The organism is Sporolactobacillus pectinivorans, assembly GCF_002802965.1.
In the GTDB taxonomy this organism is placed as follows: Bacteria; Bacillota; Bacilli; order Bacillales; family Sporolactobacillaceae; genus Sporolactobacillus; species Sporolactobacillus pectinivorans.
Map to the genome: position 1 here is coordinate 2661062 of NZ_NXGA01000001.1, position 15419 is coordinate 2676480.

Annotated in this window: 14 protein-coding genes and 1 pseudogene; 4 read left to right on the top strand and 11 right to left on the bottom strand. The window is 45.6% G+C overall.

Annotated features, from left to right (window positions below; all coding sequences use genetic code 11):
• On the top strand, positions 1-463 hold a 463-nt coding region (locus COP04_RS12905), incomplete at its 5' end, for an ATP-binding protein (RefSeq protein ID WP_157800401.1).
• A gap of 119 nt (positions 464-582) precedes the next feature.
• Here the strand turns inward: COP04_RS12905 and COP04_RS12910 are convergent.
• The 4 genes from COP04_RS12910 to COP04_RS12930 all read right to left on the bottom strand — a co-directional run bounded on the left by COP04_RS12910 (position 583) and on the right by COP04_RS12930 (position 3347).
• Positions 583-1086, bottom strand: coding sequence for a GNAT family N-acetyltransferase (locus COP04_RS12910; protein WP_100488403.1), 504 nt, complete (start codon positions 1084-1086; stop codon positions 583-585).
• An 89-nt stretch (positions 1087-1175) separates the two neighbouring features.
• A complete protein-coding gene (locus tag COP04_RS12915; protein ID WP_100488404.1) occupies positions 1176-1805 on the bottom strand; it encodes a LysE family translocator in 630 nt (209 codons plus the stop codon).
• 56 nt (positions 1806-1861) lie between these two features.
• Entirely contained in the window at positions 1862-2269 is a 408-nt protein-coding gene (locus COP04_RS12920) for a GNAT family N-acetyltransferase (protein WP_100488405.1), read from the bottom strand.
• A gap of 481 nt (positions 2270-2750) precedes the next feature.
• Positions 2751-3347 (bottom strand): GNAT family N-acetyltransferase, encoded by a 597-nt coding sequence (locus COP04_RS12930; RefSeq protein ID WP_239984857.1) that lies wholly within the window; start codon positions 3345-3347, stop codon positions 2751-2753.
• Positions 3348-3513: 166 nt separating this feature from the next.
• Between COP04_RS12930 and COP04_RS12935 the strand changes: the two genes are divergently transcribed.
• Positions 3514-3768, top strand: a complete 255-nt coding sequence (locus COP04_RS12935) for a hypothetical protein (RefSeq protein ID WP_162297101.1) — start codon at positions 3514-3516, stop codon at positions 3766-3768.
• A 389-nt stretch (positions 3769-4157) separates the two neighbouring features.
• Here COP04_RS12935 and COP04_RS12940 read toward each other — a convergent pair whose 3' ends face one another.
• The 5 genes and pseudogenes from COP04_RS12940 to COP04_RS12960 all read right to left on the bottom strand — a co-directional run bounded on the left by COP04_RS12940 (position 4158) and on the right by COP04_RS12960 (position 10277).
• Positions 4158-5582: an MFS transporter gene (locus COP04_RS12940; RefSeq protein WP_100489673.1), complete on the bottom strand. Its 1425-nt coding sequence runs from the start codon at positions 5580-5582 to the stop codon at positions 4158-4160.
• Between the two features lie 237 nt (positions 5583-5819).
• Positions 5820-6410, bottom strand: coding sequence for a 3-isopropylmalate dehydratase small subunit (gene leuD, locus COP04_RS12945; protein ID WP_100488408.1), 591 nt, complete (start codon positions 6408-6410; stop codon positions 5820-5822).
• 15 nt (positions 6411-6425) lie between these two features.
• Positions 6426-7929: pseudogene (leuC, locus tag COP04_RS12950) on the bottom strand (3-isopropylmalate dehydratase large subunit).
• 70 nt (positions 7930-7999) lie between these two features.
• Positions 8000-9097 (bottom strand): 3-isopropylmalate dehydrogenase, encoded by a 1098-nt coding sequence (leuB, locus tag COP04_RS12955; protein WP_100489674.1) that lies wholly within the window; start codon positions 9095-9097, stop codon positions 8000-8002.
• A 22-nt stretch (positions 9098-9119) separates the two neighbouring features.
• Positions 9120-10277 carry a 2-isopropylmalate synthase gene (locus COP04_RS12960; RefSeq protein ID WP_100488409.1) on the bottom strand — a complete coding sequence of 386 codons (1158 nt, stop codon included), beginning with the start codon at positions 10275-10277 and terminating at the stop codon, positions 9120-9122.
• 765 nt (positions 10278-11042) lie between these two features.
• Here COP04_RS12960 and ilvD point away from each other — a divergent pair.
• Both ilvD and COP04_RS12975 read left to right on the top strand, forming a co-directional pair.
• Entirely contained in the window at positions 11043-12773 is a 1731-nt protein-coding gene (ilvD, locus tag COP04_RS12970; RefSeq protein ID WP_100489675.1) for a dihydroxy-acid dehydratase, read from the top strand.
• Positions 12774-12922: 149 nt separating this feature from the next.
• A complete protein-coding gene (locus tag COP04_RS12975) occupies positions 12923-13900 on the top strand; it encodes a bile acid:sodium symporter family protein (RefSeq protein WP_100488411.1) in 978 nt (325 codons plus the stop codon).
• Between the two features lie 200 nt (positions 13901-14100).
• Here the strand turns inward: COP04_RS12975 and COP04_RS12980 are convergent, their stop codons facing one another.
• Positions 14101-14817 (bottom strand): class I SAM-dependent methyltransferase, encoded by a 717-nt coding sequence (locus COP04_RS12980; protein ID WP_100488412.1) that lies wholly within the window; start codon positions 14815-14817, stop codon positions 14101-14103.
• A gap of 24 nt (positions 14818-14841) precedes the next feature.
• Positions 14842-15315, bottom strand: a complete 474-nt coding sequence (locus tag COP04_RS12985) for a GNAT family N-acetyltransferase (RefSeq protein ID WP_338062849.1) — start codon at positions 15313-15315, stop codon at positions 14842-14844.
• Positions 15316-15419: the final 104 nt, after the last annotated feature.

Here is a 15419-nt window from a genome sequence, read left to right on the forward strand (position 1 = left end):
AAAGAAAGAGAATGTGATCTTTCTCGGCAACAGCGGTACCGGAAAGACCCATCTGGCGATTGGCCTGGGTATTGAAATGATTCAAAACGGTTTTAAAACCAAATTTATCACGGCGTCTGAATTAGTCGAAGAGCTGCTTACAGCCTATGAGGAGCAGAAATTAAATGCGCTAGAGAAAAAATGGTTGAAGTTGGATGTGGTCATTGTAGATGAACTCGGCTATGTCCCCTTCTCCAAAACCGGGGCTGAGCTTCTGTTCCAATTCTTCTCAAGCCGATACGAGCGGGCCAGTCTGATTCTGACAACCAATCTGGAATTTAATGAATGGACGAGCTTGTTTGGCGATGAAAAGATGACTGCCGCACTCCTTGATCGGGTCACGCATCGCTGTCACATTCATCTGCTTAATGGGGAATCCTACCGATTCAGGCAGAGTATGAAACGGCAAGAAGACAAAGGGTAAGCCTGGAATTAGCGAAGGTTTAAGGGGGCAATGGCCCTCCCCGGGCCATTGCCCCCTTAAACCCATATTATCCCATTAATGGTATTTCAGTTTCATAAAGTGGCTCACTTTTAATGTGATCACTCTGGCTCAATATCATATTGACAAAAACAACTATTTTTGACTTCTTCTTTTATTAAAATAAAATGATTGTTACTTAAAACTTTTTGCGAGCCTTTATTACTCGCTTTAACAATTCCGTAAATGGAGCTTACACCTAGATTGTTCTTTGCCCATGTTGTAAAAGCTCCGACCGCTTCCGTTGCGAAACCATTGCCTTGATCGCTCATATCAATTGCATAGCCAATCTCAATACCATCCGATATTTCACTTAAACCAACATGACCAATTAATGTGTTGGTTGTTTTCAAAGCGACGCCATAAACGAGTGGATAAGATTGAGGATTAGTTTGATATTTTGCATTCAAGAATTCGATCACTTTTTGAGCCTCATTTTCGTTCTCATACACTTGGTCTGGCAGTTCTTCTTTCATAGTCCTTTCAATACTGTACTTGTAAATTAAGGAAGAATCACTTAAATCCAGTTCACGTAGGATCAACCTTTCAGTCTCAAGAAGGATCATAGTCACACCTCAGGTATTCTTTTCTACAAGAAATCACTTACGTTAAAATCCATTGCTGTTAAATTACACTGTACAACGCATGCTTACAATTAATTTCTTCTTTCAAAGGCAAGCCATGCCCCCAAACTAAGGAGTGTGAAACCACTTATTTTTTGTTGCCACCATAATACCCTTTTGTTCTTTGACAGCTTTTGGCGTAGCAAACTCGCCATTATCGATGTAACGATGTCAATGACTAAACCTACAACACTGAAAATCAATCCAAATATAAAAAACTGCTCAATAGTATTTGATACTTGTGGATTGATAAATTGTGGGAGAAAAGTTAAGAAAAATAACGCAACTTTAGGATTAAAAATGTCAGTCAGTGCCCCCTGTAAGAACGCTTTGCGGACACTAATCGTGTTTTTTTCTGAAGTGATGTTTATTTTTTTCCCTCTTCTTAAGGTCTGAATACCCAAATAAATGAGATAAGCCGCGCCAATATATTTTACTATTTGAAAAGCCCAGGCAGAAGTCATCAGAATGGCTGATAATCCAAAAGCTGCCAAACAGATATGCACAAACACACCTACCTGCATCCCCAACGCTGTTGCGATTCCCGCTTTTCTTCCCTCTCCAATGCTTCTGCTCATGATAAATGCCATATCCGGTCCCGGCGCGATTAAAATCACTAATGATGTAAAAAGAAAGGCGGAAAAATATGATATGTCAAACATTCAATGGCCTCCTCAATCTAAGTCGAAAGATCTTTTTTTTGCCAAAAGAGGGCTTTCTAAAAGGGTTTTCGAATACACATTGCAGTAAATCCACTGCTCTCTGTTTCAAAGCCCAATTTTTCGTAATAACTTTTCTTACCGGGGCTGGCAACTAAAGTTGGATATAATTTGTTCTCCCTTAGCATATCTAGTGATTCATTCATTATCGCTGTCCCAATTCCTTGTTTTTGAAATCCGGGATGAACAATGACACTGCATATGTAGGCATGGCGAATGCCATCTGACAAAATTCTAGCATATCCAATTAATTGCCTATTTTCATTTCTTACACAGACATTCCCCCAAGATGCTTTAATTCCTTCTTCTAATCTCTCTATTGGGTGAACATCCCAGTTGTTAGTGGCAAGAAGTTCATTCAATTCGACTGCATTCACTAACTCATTTCTTAGAATAGATGTGTTCATATATATTCTCCCTGGGTGCAGTTTCCAACCGTATCAATTTAATATTTTTCAAAATCCAGCCTGATGAATTGCTTACCATTAGGAAGTGAATACACTTTACTGCAACTAAATTCTTTGGCAGCGAATATCTTTTTTAAGCTCTGTGCATTTGCATTATGAAGAATAGTTAACAATGTATCAAATGCCGATGTGTAGCTGGAATGGCTGACAAATTCTTCATCAAGATTTTTTTGAATGGTACAAGAAACAACGTTTACACGATCCCTGTTCCGACTAATAAATGAGACAAAGGTTTCTTCTCCCACATACTCAATAATTAAATTTCCAATAAGCATCCGTTTTTGGTAACAAGAAGGAACCGTCACTTATGTCGCATTGGATAAGTAGCTTCAATTATCGATTCATTAAAAAATCTTACCATTCTGCCATTTCCTGTTGCACACAACTGCCACAGACCTAAGATAGCGTTCAGGAGAACCTATTAAATCTGCACCCAGTACCTTTGTGTTATTCTATTCCCGTCGTCTTCCTCATTCTCAAGGACCCCTCTATTGTTCGTGATCGTTTTTGCTGAGCCGATATTCTTTTTATCACAGGTAATCAAAACACGTCTCAGTCCCAGTTCTTCGGCCTTTTTTAAAGAAAGTGAGAGCATTTTTGTGGCCAGTCCTTTTTGCCGTTCGGAAGGCCTGACACCATATCCGATATGCCCGCCAAGTTTCAGCAGCTTCTCATTCAGTGCATGCCTGATTTGCAGAGCACCGTATATTTTTTTATTTTCATCGATCAGAAAATAGAGCGATGCCGGAACCCATCCTTGTTCGTACATCCGATCTGTTTTCTGGGCACCCCATTCTTGAACTAATTGTTTAAAAGGCTTACCTTCTCTTTTTGCGGCAGTTGGAATGATATTCTCCCCTGCTTTTTCCCACTCATCAATATAATTGTTATAACTCTTCTCCAGATTCATTGACGGTTCTGCCAGCTGATACATGTATACCCCTCCCTCGTTCTTAATGGTCAGATACAGGCCATTGACTGCCATTGCAATAAATGAACCGGCGGCTGCTGCCTCCACCTATGACATTCTAGTTTAACAAAATTCTCTGTTAAACTAGTCCGTTGCTCTTCGTGCCATCCTCTTCCAGCAAAATCAGCATGGTACTTCAACATAGCCTTTCAATTAAGTATAAAACAATGTTAGGCGCCAATTTATGACAATATTATATTAATTGGAAATATGATTGAAAGAGGGTTTATCCCAAATTAACTTTCTGTCTCTTTTTTTGAAAAATATGACAAAAGTTATTTTCAAAACAGTTTTGATTCATCCCGATAAACGAATAACAACTTTGATAATTGGCAATCAACAAGGTGACAGGACAACGACATTAATCAAAGGAAAATATGTTGTGAAAATGGTGGGGAGAAATGCAGAAGGGCAAGTTAATATATCTGTTAGTGAAAACGCTAAGATCAGCAAAGAGACTTTTGACTGATTCTTATCGTCAACGCCATTTCATTAAAGCCCTTAAATGCAACTTTTGGGAATCGATTACATTTATTGAGGGGGCCGATGGCAGTAAAATGAACTACATCAGCATTAAAAACCCGATGTAGTTCGCAAAGCCCGGATTTCCGGGAATTTATAAACTGGCCGAAAATGTGCGTCGGTAAAAGTTTTTGGGCATGGCAGATTCCGCCATTGATATCAATATACAAGGTGCAATGGTCCAAAAAATACCTTAGAGAAAATACCTTAGCATCAGGTTTTTTCAAGGCTTTGGTATAAAAATGCGGACACGCAATCACGAAGCCTCGGAACATGTTTTTTTTGACATGACTTATGACCCGTTACGGTACGTCTCCATCCCTTAGGTCCTGACCATTATTTCAGAATCTGCTGTTTTGTTTCCGGGCCGCAAAAGATGGTAAAGACGGCGACTATAACCAGAAAAATACCCATGAGAACAAAGATACTGATCATGCCCTGATTAATGAGCAACCAGGCGACGGCATAGGGGGTAACAATGGTAAATAACCGTCCGAAAGCCTGCGCCATTCCGTTGGCACGCAGACGAATCGGTGTTGGAAAAAGCTCCGGAACATAAACAGCTAAACCGACGGCCATTAACACATACAGACAAACCGTCATGAAAAAACCAATCACCATAATGGAAATAGGGTCTGTCTGAAAGGCATAGGCAATGCCAAGGATGGCCGTCATGAGAAATGCGCCAACGATATTCCATTTACGTCCGATTTTATCGACGGTCACCCGCCCGACATAAGCCCCAATTGGCGCACCAATCATCATCAGCATGGTAAAAACCAGTGAATGAGAAATTGTAATACCCTTTTTAACGAGCAGTGTCGGCACCCAGGTTACAAAAGTATAAACAGATGTATTGATGGCCGCAAGGATTAAACAGGCTAAAATGAACCTGATGACTGTCTGTTTATCAAACAACGCACCGGAACCGCTTTGCTTGTCCATGATCTGATGATACTGATTGACATCGTCTTCATAGCTAGTCTGGTAAGCCTTGCCGTATTTTTCTTCAGCCTCTATTTCGAATATATGAACGACTTCTTCGGCTTTTTCATATTCGCCCTGTGAAAAATACCACCTTGGCGACTCAGGCAGACTTCGCCTGAAATACCAGACAACAACAGAACAGGCACCGACAATAGCAAACATCCACCGCCAGCCAATGTTTGGAATGACTAAGTAAGCAACAAAAGTAGTGACTGGCGCCGTGCAATTGGCCAGAAAAGAAAGCGTCGCCACCCACTTTCCTCTTGAACGTGCCGGAACAAATTCTCCCAGTAAGGCAAATCCGGTCACAATTTCAGCACCGAGACCGATCCCGCTGATGCCCCTGAGTACAATCAGTGCGGTCATATTCGGCGCAAAGAAACTGGCCAGTGACGCCAGGCCAAAAATGAACAGATTAATTTGGTAGGCAAATTGACGTCCCTTCCAATCGCCGACAAAACCAGTGACAATGGATCCAATGAACAATCCGATAAAAGTTGTAGAAATAAATACGGCGTTTAATGTAACGGAGGACCAGCCCGTCTGAACCAGTTGACCGAGCACGCCAGCAGCCAGATAAACATCAAAACCGTCGAGCATCATGCCAAGCGTAATTAATGTAAAGACTTTGTACATCGTCCGAGTTGCAGGAAGATTATTAATGCGTACCTCAAGCCGTTGCTTTTCACGCTCCGAGTAGTGATGCACTGCCTCATCACCCATTTTACCCTGGCTCTCTGCTCTGCGATTGCCGATAACCCCTTCTGCATCCATATATCCTATCTCCCTTGTTGATCTGCCCGGGTTCGGCAATTCTGCCTTTACTTCGGACAGATCTTTTCTGAACAAAAATCTTTTTTCTCTTTTATGCTCTTTTTATTGTTACGCTGATCCTTCATCTCTCTGTTTTAAACAAAAACTGTACATGGTTTGCTTATGGAGTATCCGCCTAGTATAAAATTTTCCATTATATACAATGTCTGTATGTTTGGTTAAAGTACAGATTGCATATTACGCCCGGACTGTCTGCTTCTGTTCGTAAGCGCTGATTTCATCTTCATAACCCAGTGTCACCGCAATGTCGTCCATGCCCTTAATCAGCATTTCCTTCCGATACGGTTCAATGTCAAAATGATCGTGAATTCCATCTCCGGTTATGGTCTGCTGCTCCAGGCTGACTGTTAAACACAGAGATTTCTGCTGGCTGGCGCTGATCAGTCTGTCCACTTTATCCGCTTCAAGTAAAATAGTCAGAATCCCGTTTTTCTGACAGTTGTTATAAAAAATATCCGCATAACTCGGGGCAATGATCACTTTAAAGCCATAATCCTGAAGCGCCCACGGGGCATGCTCACGGGACGATCCGCAGCCGAAATTATTTCTTGCCACAAGAATGGACGCCTTTGCATACTTGGGCTGATTCAGAATAAAGTCCGGATTTTCCCGGCCCTCACTGTCAAATCGCCAATTATAGAAAAGGAACTGTCCAAAGCCCTGACGCTCGACCCGTTTAAGAAATTGTTTGGGTATAATCTGATCGGTATCGACATTAATCCGGTCAATGGGGCAGACAAGCCCTTCAAATGTCTGAAATGGTTCCATTATTTTCCCTCCTGTTTAATGGACTCCTGCGATTTCACGTACATCGGCAAAATGGCCGCAGATAGCAGCAGCGGCAGCCATTGCCGGACTGACGAGATGCGTCCGCGACCCGGCTCCCTGACGTCCCTCGAAATTGCGGTTCGATGTCGATGCGCAGCGTTTCCCGGCCGGAACTACGTCGTCATTCATTGCCAGGCACATGCTGCAGCCGGGCTGGCGCCATTCGAACCCTGCATCGGTAAATACTTTGTCCAGGCCTTCAATCTCAGCCTGTTTTTTGATCTGCTGGGAACCGGGAACGATCAGCGCACGAACACCTTCATGGACACGGCGCCCGCGGACAACCTGCGCGGCCTGTTTCAGATCACTTAGACGGGAATTCGTGCACGAGCCGATGAATACTACATCAATCGGAATGTCGCGGATCGGGGTTCCCGGTTTCAGGTCCATATACGCTTCTGCCTTTTCAACAGCCTGGCGCTTTTCTTCAGAATCAAATGATTTGGGATCCGGCACGACATCACCGATTGAAGCACCCATTGACGGATTTGTCCCCCAGGTGACCTGCGGCTTGATTTCATCCGCATTGATTTCAATCGTCCTGTCATATTCAGCGCCTTCATCCGTAGCTAGAGCCAGCCAGCCCCGGGCTGCTTGTTCAAAAGCCTCGCCCTTCGGCACAAACTGTCTCCCTCTCAGATAATCTACTGTCGTCTGATCCGGACTGATCAGGCCTGCGCGTGCCCCGGCTTCAATCGACATGTTGCAAACAGTCATCCGTTCTTCCATGGACATGCTTCGAATGGCTGCTCCGGTATATTCAACAATATGGCCTGTTCCAACGGCGATGCCGAATTTTGCGATAATCGCCAGAATCAGATCCTTAGCCCCTACGCCAAAACCTAATTCTCCGTTTACTTTAATCTGCATCGTTTTCGGCCGTTTCTGCCAGATCGTCTGAGTCGCCAGAACATGTTCCACTTCGCTTGTACCGATCCCGAATGCCAGCGCACCGAAAGCACCATGTGTCGATGTATGGCTGTCACCGNAGATCGTCTGCCAGAACATGTTCCACTTCGCTTGTACCGATCCCGAATGCCAGCGCACCGAAAGCACCATGTGTCGATGTATGGCTGTCACCGCACACAATCGTTTTCCCCGGCTGCGTCAGGCCCAGTTGCGAACCGATTACGTGGACAATCCCCTGCATCGGACTGTAAATATCGGCAAGTTCAATACCGAAATCCTTGCAATTCTTCTGAAGTGTACGTATCTGAATTTTGGAAACCGGATCTTTTGTCTCACGGTTCGTTGTCGTCGGCACATCATGGTCGACCGTTGCAAACGTCCGATCCGGACATCTGACCGGCCGATGATTCATCCTCAGTCCCTCAAATGCCTGAGGTGAGGTCACTTCATGAACAAGATGCAGATCAATGTAAAGTAAGTCGGGTTTTCCCTTCTCCCGGTGCACAACGTGGTTTTCCCACAGTTTATCAGCGATTGTTCTTGGTTTCACCGTGTTTCCCCCTCATTTTCATTTGTTAGTCTGCAAAAAATGCAGCATTTGTTTTCTTAATCTAAAAAATTCAGTTAACCTTGGCTGCCTGTTGAGCAATAGCGTTAATCACTTGATCTGTCATTTCTGAAGTGTTTACCAGTGTTGCGCGATCCGCACTGACATTCAGATCCGGTGTGTGATAACCCTGTTCAAGCACGTTTTGCACCGCCATTTCGATCAGTGCGGCCTCATGGTCCATATCCAGCGAGTAATGCAGCAGGAAAGCAGCCGATAAAATGGTGGCAAGCGGATTGGCCTTTCCCTGACCGGCAATATCCGGCGCTGATCCGTGAACCGGTTCATATAAGCCCAGCTTATCGGTCCGCAGGCTTGCCGATGGCAGCATACCGAGTGATCCGGTAATGACGGAAGCCTCATCACTCAAAATATCGCCGAACATATTCTCCGTCACAATGACATCGAACTGGCCCGGATTAACGATCAGCTGCATTGCTGTTGAATCGACCAGTGCATGGCGGACTGCAACGTCCGGATGGTGCTTCGCCACTTGGTTGACGACTTCCCGCCACATCCGGCTCGACTCCAGCACATTGGCTTTGTCGACTGAAGTCAGCTTCTTTCTTCTTTTTTCCGCCATCTGGAAGGCTTTCTCGACAACACGCTCAATTTCGTGCTCGCTGTAGACCAATGTGTCGACAACCTGCTCCTTATGTTCCCCGCGGCGCTCACTCGGTTTGCCAAAGTAGAGCCCGCCAGTCAGTTCGCGGACAATGACAAAATCAACAGGCTCAACATAAGACCTTTTTAGTGGCGACGCATCGATCAGCGGTGCAAAGGCTTTTGCCGGGCGGATGTTGGCGAACAGCCCCAGCGCTTTGCGAATACCGAGCAACCCCTGCTCCGGCCGCACATTCATCGATTGCCCGTCCCATTTCGGCCCGCCGACTGCGCCGAGCAGAACTGCGTCACTCGCCAGACATTGATCGATTGTTTTCCGTGGAAGCGGCGTTCCGTCTGTATCAATCGCCGCCCCGCCGATCCGTTCTTTAACAAAACGTACATCATGATGAAAAGTTTTAAAAAGATAATCCAGCACACTGACTGCTGAATCCGTGACTTCCGGCCCGATGCCGTCACCCGGAAGCACCGTTATGGTTTTTGACATCATTCTGCTCCTTTTTTCCGAGTCAAATAGAAATTTTTTCATTCTTAAAAAAAGAGACAAGATCATCATCAGAAATATTTTTCTGGTTGTCCGCCATCTTTTTGAAGGCTTGAAAATAGGCATTGACGAAATGATCAGGAATGTGAACACCCAGCTCCGATGCTTTCTCTACAAGTGCGTGCCGGCCGGAATGTTTTCCAAGGACAAGCCGGGTTTGATCCAGTCCGATCATCGATGGAGACATGATTTCATAGGTTCTCGGATCCTTTAGCACACCATCCTGATGAATGCCGGCTTCATGGGCAAACGCGTTAGCACCGACAATCGCCTTGTTAGCCTGAATCGGGCTGCGCATGAGCTCGCTGACCATATTACTCGTCCGCTTAATTTCCTTCAGGTTCAACTGTGTCATGACATGGAAAACATCTTTCCGGACATACAGCACAGCCGCCGCCTCTTCCAGAGCTACATTTCCCGCCCGTTCACCGACTCCGTTGACCGTGCACTCAATCTGGCGGACTCCGGCTTCAACCGAGGCCAACGTATTGGCCGTGGCCATGCCAAGATCATTATGGCAGTGACAGGAGAAGCACACTCGGTCGCTATCTGCAACGTGATTCCTGATGTACCGGAACATATCTCCATATTCCCCAGGTGTCGCATAACCGACTGTGTCGGGAAGGTTGATGACTGTTGCTCCGGCCGTCATCACTGCATCAACAACTTTTGCCAGATAAGCCCTATCACTTCGGGAAGCGTCTTCTGCGGAAAATTCAATCTGCGGGAAAAACTTCTTTGCATATTTTACAGACTGGACAGCCATTTCGAGAATTTCTTCCGGTTTCTTTTTCAGCTTATAGGCCATATGGATCGGCGATGTTGCGATGAACACATGCACTCTTGGGTTTTCGGTGCCCTTCAGCGCTTCCCAGCATGCATCGATATCATGTTTCATGCATCTGGATAGACCGGTCACCGTACTGTCTTTGATCTCATTTGCAATATCACGCACAGCCTTAAAATCATCAGGCGATGATGCGGGAAATCCTGCTTCGATCACATCGACGCCGAGCCGTTCCAATTGTTTGGCCACCCTCACTTTTTCTTCAACGTTCAGACTGCATCCGGGTGCTTGTTCACCGTCACGCAGCGTCGTGTCGTAAATTTCAACCTTTTCCATTTTCCTGCTCCTCTCTTTTCAGGTTTTAATTTCGCTCTCCATCGTGTCTCTCTATCTGTTTTGTTTATAAAAAAAAGCCAATCCTCCCCCGTACCCGGTCGAACGACCGGCTTGCAGGGGCGAAAAGGCTTCTTTTCACGGTACCACCCAGCTTCTGATACTCTTTGCAGAATATCAGCTTAACGGCATCCCCATCTGATCAATCAGACTGGTGACGTCTTTTTTTTAACAAGTGTCTGGAACACTTGGCCCGTCCTACTTTTTTCAGACAGACACTCTGAGGTGAGTTCATCATTGGGCATGCTGCCGGATTTCACCCTGCACCGGCTCTCTGGAAGCAACAGCGTCAATGATTTTTTCCTCGTCACGGATTTATTTTATGATCCTGAATTCGAATGCTTTTCAAACAGGTTTGTGCCATACATGTTACTCGTCTCAAAAGATTTGTCAACCGGAATTTTTTCTTTTTTTGAAAAGAACGTTAAATTCATAAAATTTCGTTGACATTCGTTTAGCCCAATGTTATATTTGTCCATACCAAATTCAGAACATTCCCAAGTGAGGGTATTCTTATGCTGAACCTGTTCGATGAACGAGTCTTGTATGTCGTGATTATTATTTAGGGCCCTGGCAATCGCTGAAAAATTTAACGATTGTCCGGGTCCTCATTGACATCGAATGGGAACCGGAAAGAGCTCCCGTTCATGATTGAACGGGGGCTCTTTTTTTAGGACAACAAGCACAAAAAGAAAGGATGAAGAAAAATTGAGAAGTGATGAAATCAAGAAAGGATTAGACAGGGCCCCGGCCAGAAGCCTGCTGCGGGCAACCGGTATGGTCAAAAATGAAGAGGATATGCGAAAACCATTTATCGCTGTCTGTAATTCCTACGTGGACATCGTGCCCGGACATGTGCATCTTAGAAAACTGGCCGACGTCGCCAAGCAGGCGATTCGAGAAGCTGGCGGCATACCGTTTGAGTTCAACACGATCGGTGTGGATGACGGGATTGCGATGGGTCATATCGGCATGCGTTATTCCCTTCCCAGCCGGGAACTGATTGCCGATGCAGCAGAAACAATGATCAACGCTCACTGGTTTGACGGCGTTTTCTACATGCCAAACTGTGACAAAATCACACCGGGCATGCTGCTTGGCGCCGTTCGCACCAATGTCCCTGCCATATTCTGTTCGGGCGGTCCGATGAAGGCCGGTCTGTCGGCGCAGGGCAAAGCGCTGACTCTGTCTTCAGTCTTTGAAGGGATCGGTGCCTTTAAAGAAGGGCGGATCACAAAAGAACAATTTCTTGATATCGAAGCTTCTGCCTGTCCGACCTGCGGCTCCTGTGCCGGCATGTTCACCGCCAACTCGATGAATTGCCTGATGGAAATGCTCGGTGTCGCGCTTCCCGGAAACGGCACGGCATTGGCTGTTTCCGAAGAACGGCATGACCTGGTCAGGCGGTCGGCTTTCCGGTTGATGGATTTAGTGAAGAACCAGGTCAAGCCTCGTGATCTCATCACCCCGGAAGCTGTTGACGACGCATTTGCCCTGGACATGGCCATGGGCGGGTCGACCAACACGGTGCTGCACATGCTGGCTGTAGCCTCCGAAGCCGGCATTCATTATGATTTGAACCGCATCAATGAAGTTGCTGAAAAAGTACCTTATCTCGCAAAAATTGCTCCGAGTTCTGCATTCTCCATGCAAGATGTTCACGAAGCCGGCGGCATCTCCGCAATTATCAAAACCCTCATCGATATGGGCGGCATTATTCACCCTGATCGGATCACTGTTAGCGGACGAACACTTCGTGAAAATGTCACAGACGCTCAAATCAAGAATCCCAAAGTCATTCATCCATTAGAAGATGCCTACAGCAAAACAGGCGGCCTGTCTGTTCTGTTCGGCAATCTTGCGCCAAAAGGTGCCGTGATCAAGGTCGGGGGCGTGGATCCGTCGATTAAAGTCTTTACTGGGAAAGCAATCTGCTTTAACTCACATGATGAAGCCGTTGAAGCGATTGACAATCATACCGTCCGAAAAGGCCATGTCGTTGTTGTACGCTACGAAGGACCGAAAGGGGGCCCGGGTATGCCGGAAATGCTGGCACCGACCTCATCAATTGTCGGCCGCGGACTTGGAAAAGATGTCGCTCTGATCACGGACGGCCGTTTTTCCGGAGCATCCCGCGGTATTTCAGTCGGCCATATTTCACCGGAAGCCGCATCGGGCGGTCCGATTGCCCTTGTTAAAAATGGCGATACAATCACAATTGATCTGACCCATCGGGCGATCCATCTTGCCGTATCAGACGAAGAACTTTCTGAACGGCAAAAGCAGCTCAAACCTTTTGTTCCGAAAGTCAAAACCGGTTATCTGGCCCGTTATGCCGCACTGGTTACTTCTGCTCATACCGGAGGCGTCATGAGACTTCCGGAAGCATGGACGAATGAATCGAAAGAAAAGGAATCAGCGGCACCATTAACTAAGTGAAGACGTTTAAGGATGATGAAAAGAATGGGGTGAATCGCGTCACCGGCTTGTCGATTGGTGCTTTAAATCACCCGTTCACTTTTCAAATTCTTTGAACTTCATCAATAAATAGAAAAAAGGATACACGAAAACAGAAGGGATTGAAGACATTGAAAGTTATCGTTTCAACGGGGAAATTTTTAGGAAAATATTTTGCCTTATTTGTTTTGGCAGCTGCAGCCATCAGTTATTTTCAACCCAGTTTAATTACCTGGGTACTGCCTTACGTTTCCTATTTGCTGGGCATCGTCATGTTTGGGATGGGGATGACTCTGAAGCGGTCCGATTTTGCCGAAGTTTTTAAACGACCGAAAGATGTTATTGTCGGCGTTTGCGCGCATTATCTGATCATGCCGCTTGCCGCTTACGCGCTCTGCCTCGTTTTCCATCTTCCGAGTGCTGTTGCCGTTGGTGTCATCCTCGTCGGTTGCTGTCCCAGCGGAACATCGTCCAATGTCATGTGCTATCTTGCAAAAGGCGATGTTGCGCTCGGTGTCTCGATTGGTGCCGTCTCCACACTTATCGCGCCAGTCATGCTGCCCCTGATTCTCTGGCTGCTTGCCGGACGCTGGGTGAAAATTCCGACAGGATCGCTCTTTATCAGTGTCGTTGAGATCGTGATCATCCCAATCGTTCTTGGTGTACTTGTCAACACATTGTTTGGTAAAAAAGTTGAAAAAGCTACCGAAGCACTCCCGCTTGTATCAACGCTATCAATTATTATGATCGCAGGTGGCGTAGTAGCGGCAAACAGCGTGACATTGTTCGCCGCCAGCACGCTGATCCTCATTCCGGTAATCATTCTGCACAACCTGCTTGGGTATACTTTAGGTTTCTTCTTCAGCAGGCTGCTCGGCATGGATCATCCTAAGAGCCGCGCGATCACGTTCGAAGTCGGCATGCAAAATTCAGCATTAGGTGTCACATTGGCGATGGCTTTCTTCTCGCCGATTGCAGCCGTACCCGGAACATTATTCAGTGTCTGGCATAATATGTCCGGATCCGTTCTGGCCTCTTACTGGGAGGGAAAAAGCAAAAAGGAACGTGCAAAATCAACGGTTAAAACCGCACCAAACGCTGTAAGCTGAATCAGGTTCATGATCATAGATTCAGCAATAGTTGCTCATACGGACTTCATTAATATTCTTACAGGCGTGTCAGGCAAAAACTTGACGCGCTTTTTTGCGTTTCGTATCAATTATTAGAACGACGCGCAGAAAAATGGAGTAGAAAAAACCGTGTCTGAGTAAGCAATGAGATTACCCAATTGTTCCCGCAGACTATGGTTTTATTTTTTTCTTACGACAAACGTGATTGCCTTAGTCCTCAACAAAACCGGCTTTCCCTGCCTTCTAATCTCGAATTCCAATGGCTTTGTAACAACCAATAATTCTTCCCAGTCCTTGTATATCTTCCGAAGTATCCTCATGGTTTGTTTTATAGACAGGTTCACTTCAACGAGTACATCCCGATGCTCTCCTGTTTTCTCATCGACCTCTTCTTCTTCAGTATTCACAATAATACAATTGATCCCTTTACTCTTCGTTCCTTCTTCCATACGGAACAGAACATTTTCAAAAGTTTTCTGAGAGTCCACATGTTCTAGGGCAGAAACGGCAACGATATAATCATATTCTTCCGGGTGAATGATGAAATCTGAAATATCCATTTTATAGGGATTGATGAGGTCTGCTACGTGATGCTGCTCACTGTACTGTATAAGCCGTTCTATCGCGGAATCAAGTAAATCAACACAGACTACTTTTCCACCTTGACCATTCAGCCTCTGTGCCATAGGAATACTGTTTCTTCCTACACCACAGCCAAGGTCCAGCACTGAAACATTCTTTTTGTCATCAAATTGGGCCATTAAATTCATAACCGTCTGCACAGGTTTGTTTAACCAGGACCCCGGTTTAAATAGTGTGAAATTTTCGTAGCAGAAATCGTGGTACGTTTTTTCTTCATCTCTGATATACTGAATACGGTCTTTATCCTGATTCATGATGTCCTCCGTCCTGCACCGGTTTCACAATTTTTTCTTCATATGTACGACCTTAAGGTTTATCCCGCCCGGCTTATGCACTATTTCCTGATCAAAAATATGAAAGCCGATTGATTGATAGAGTTTCAGGTTACGCCCGACGTTTTTACGCACCCGGCAGACTGCCATATTCTTTCCATTTCTTCTAGCAACCTCTTCCATCTGGTACACTATCGTCTTTGCGATACCGTGTCCCTGTCTTTCAGGAATGACCGCCAGCCGGTAAAAATACACATCATCACGCCGCAACATAAAACGGACCATTCCGACAGGAGTAGATCCGTCATCATAGGCGATCAAAGCTTGTTCACTGGCCGCCAGCGATTTTTGAATCGACGCGGCCGTCTCTTTCATAGCACTGGATGGCGCTCCCGATTTCTGATATTCCGCAAAAGCACGGATCATTAAACTGTGAATGAGTGCTGCATCGGAACACGTCGCAAGTCTGCAATGGATCACGATTACCTCCTTAAACTTGATAGAATATGTACGTTAAAGTAGCGATCACAGATAACGATTGGCATAACCACCAGCGGGGAGAATGACTGCCCTGTCTCTTATTA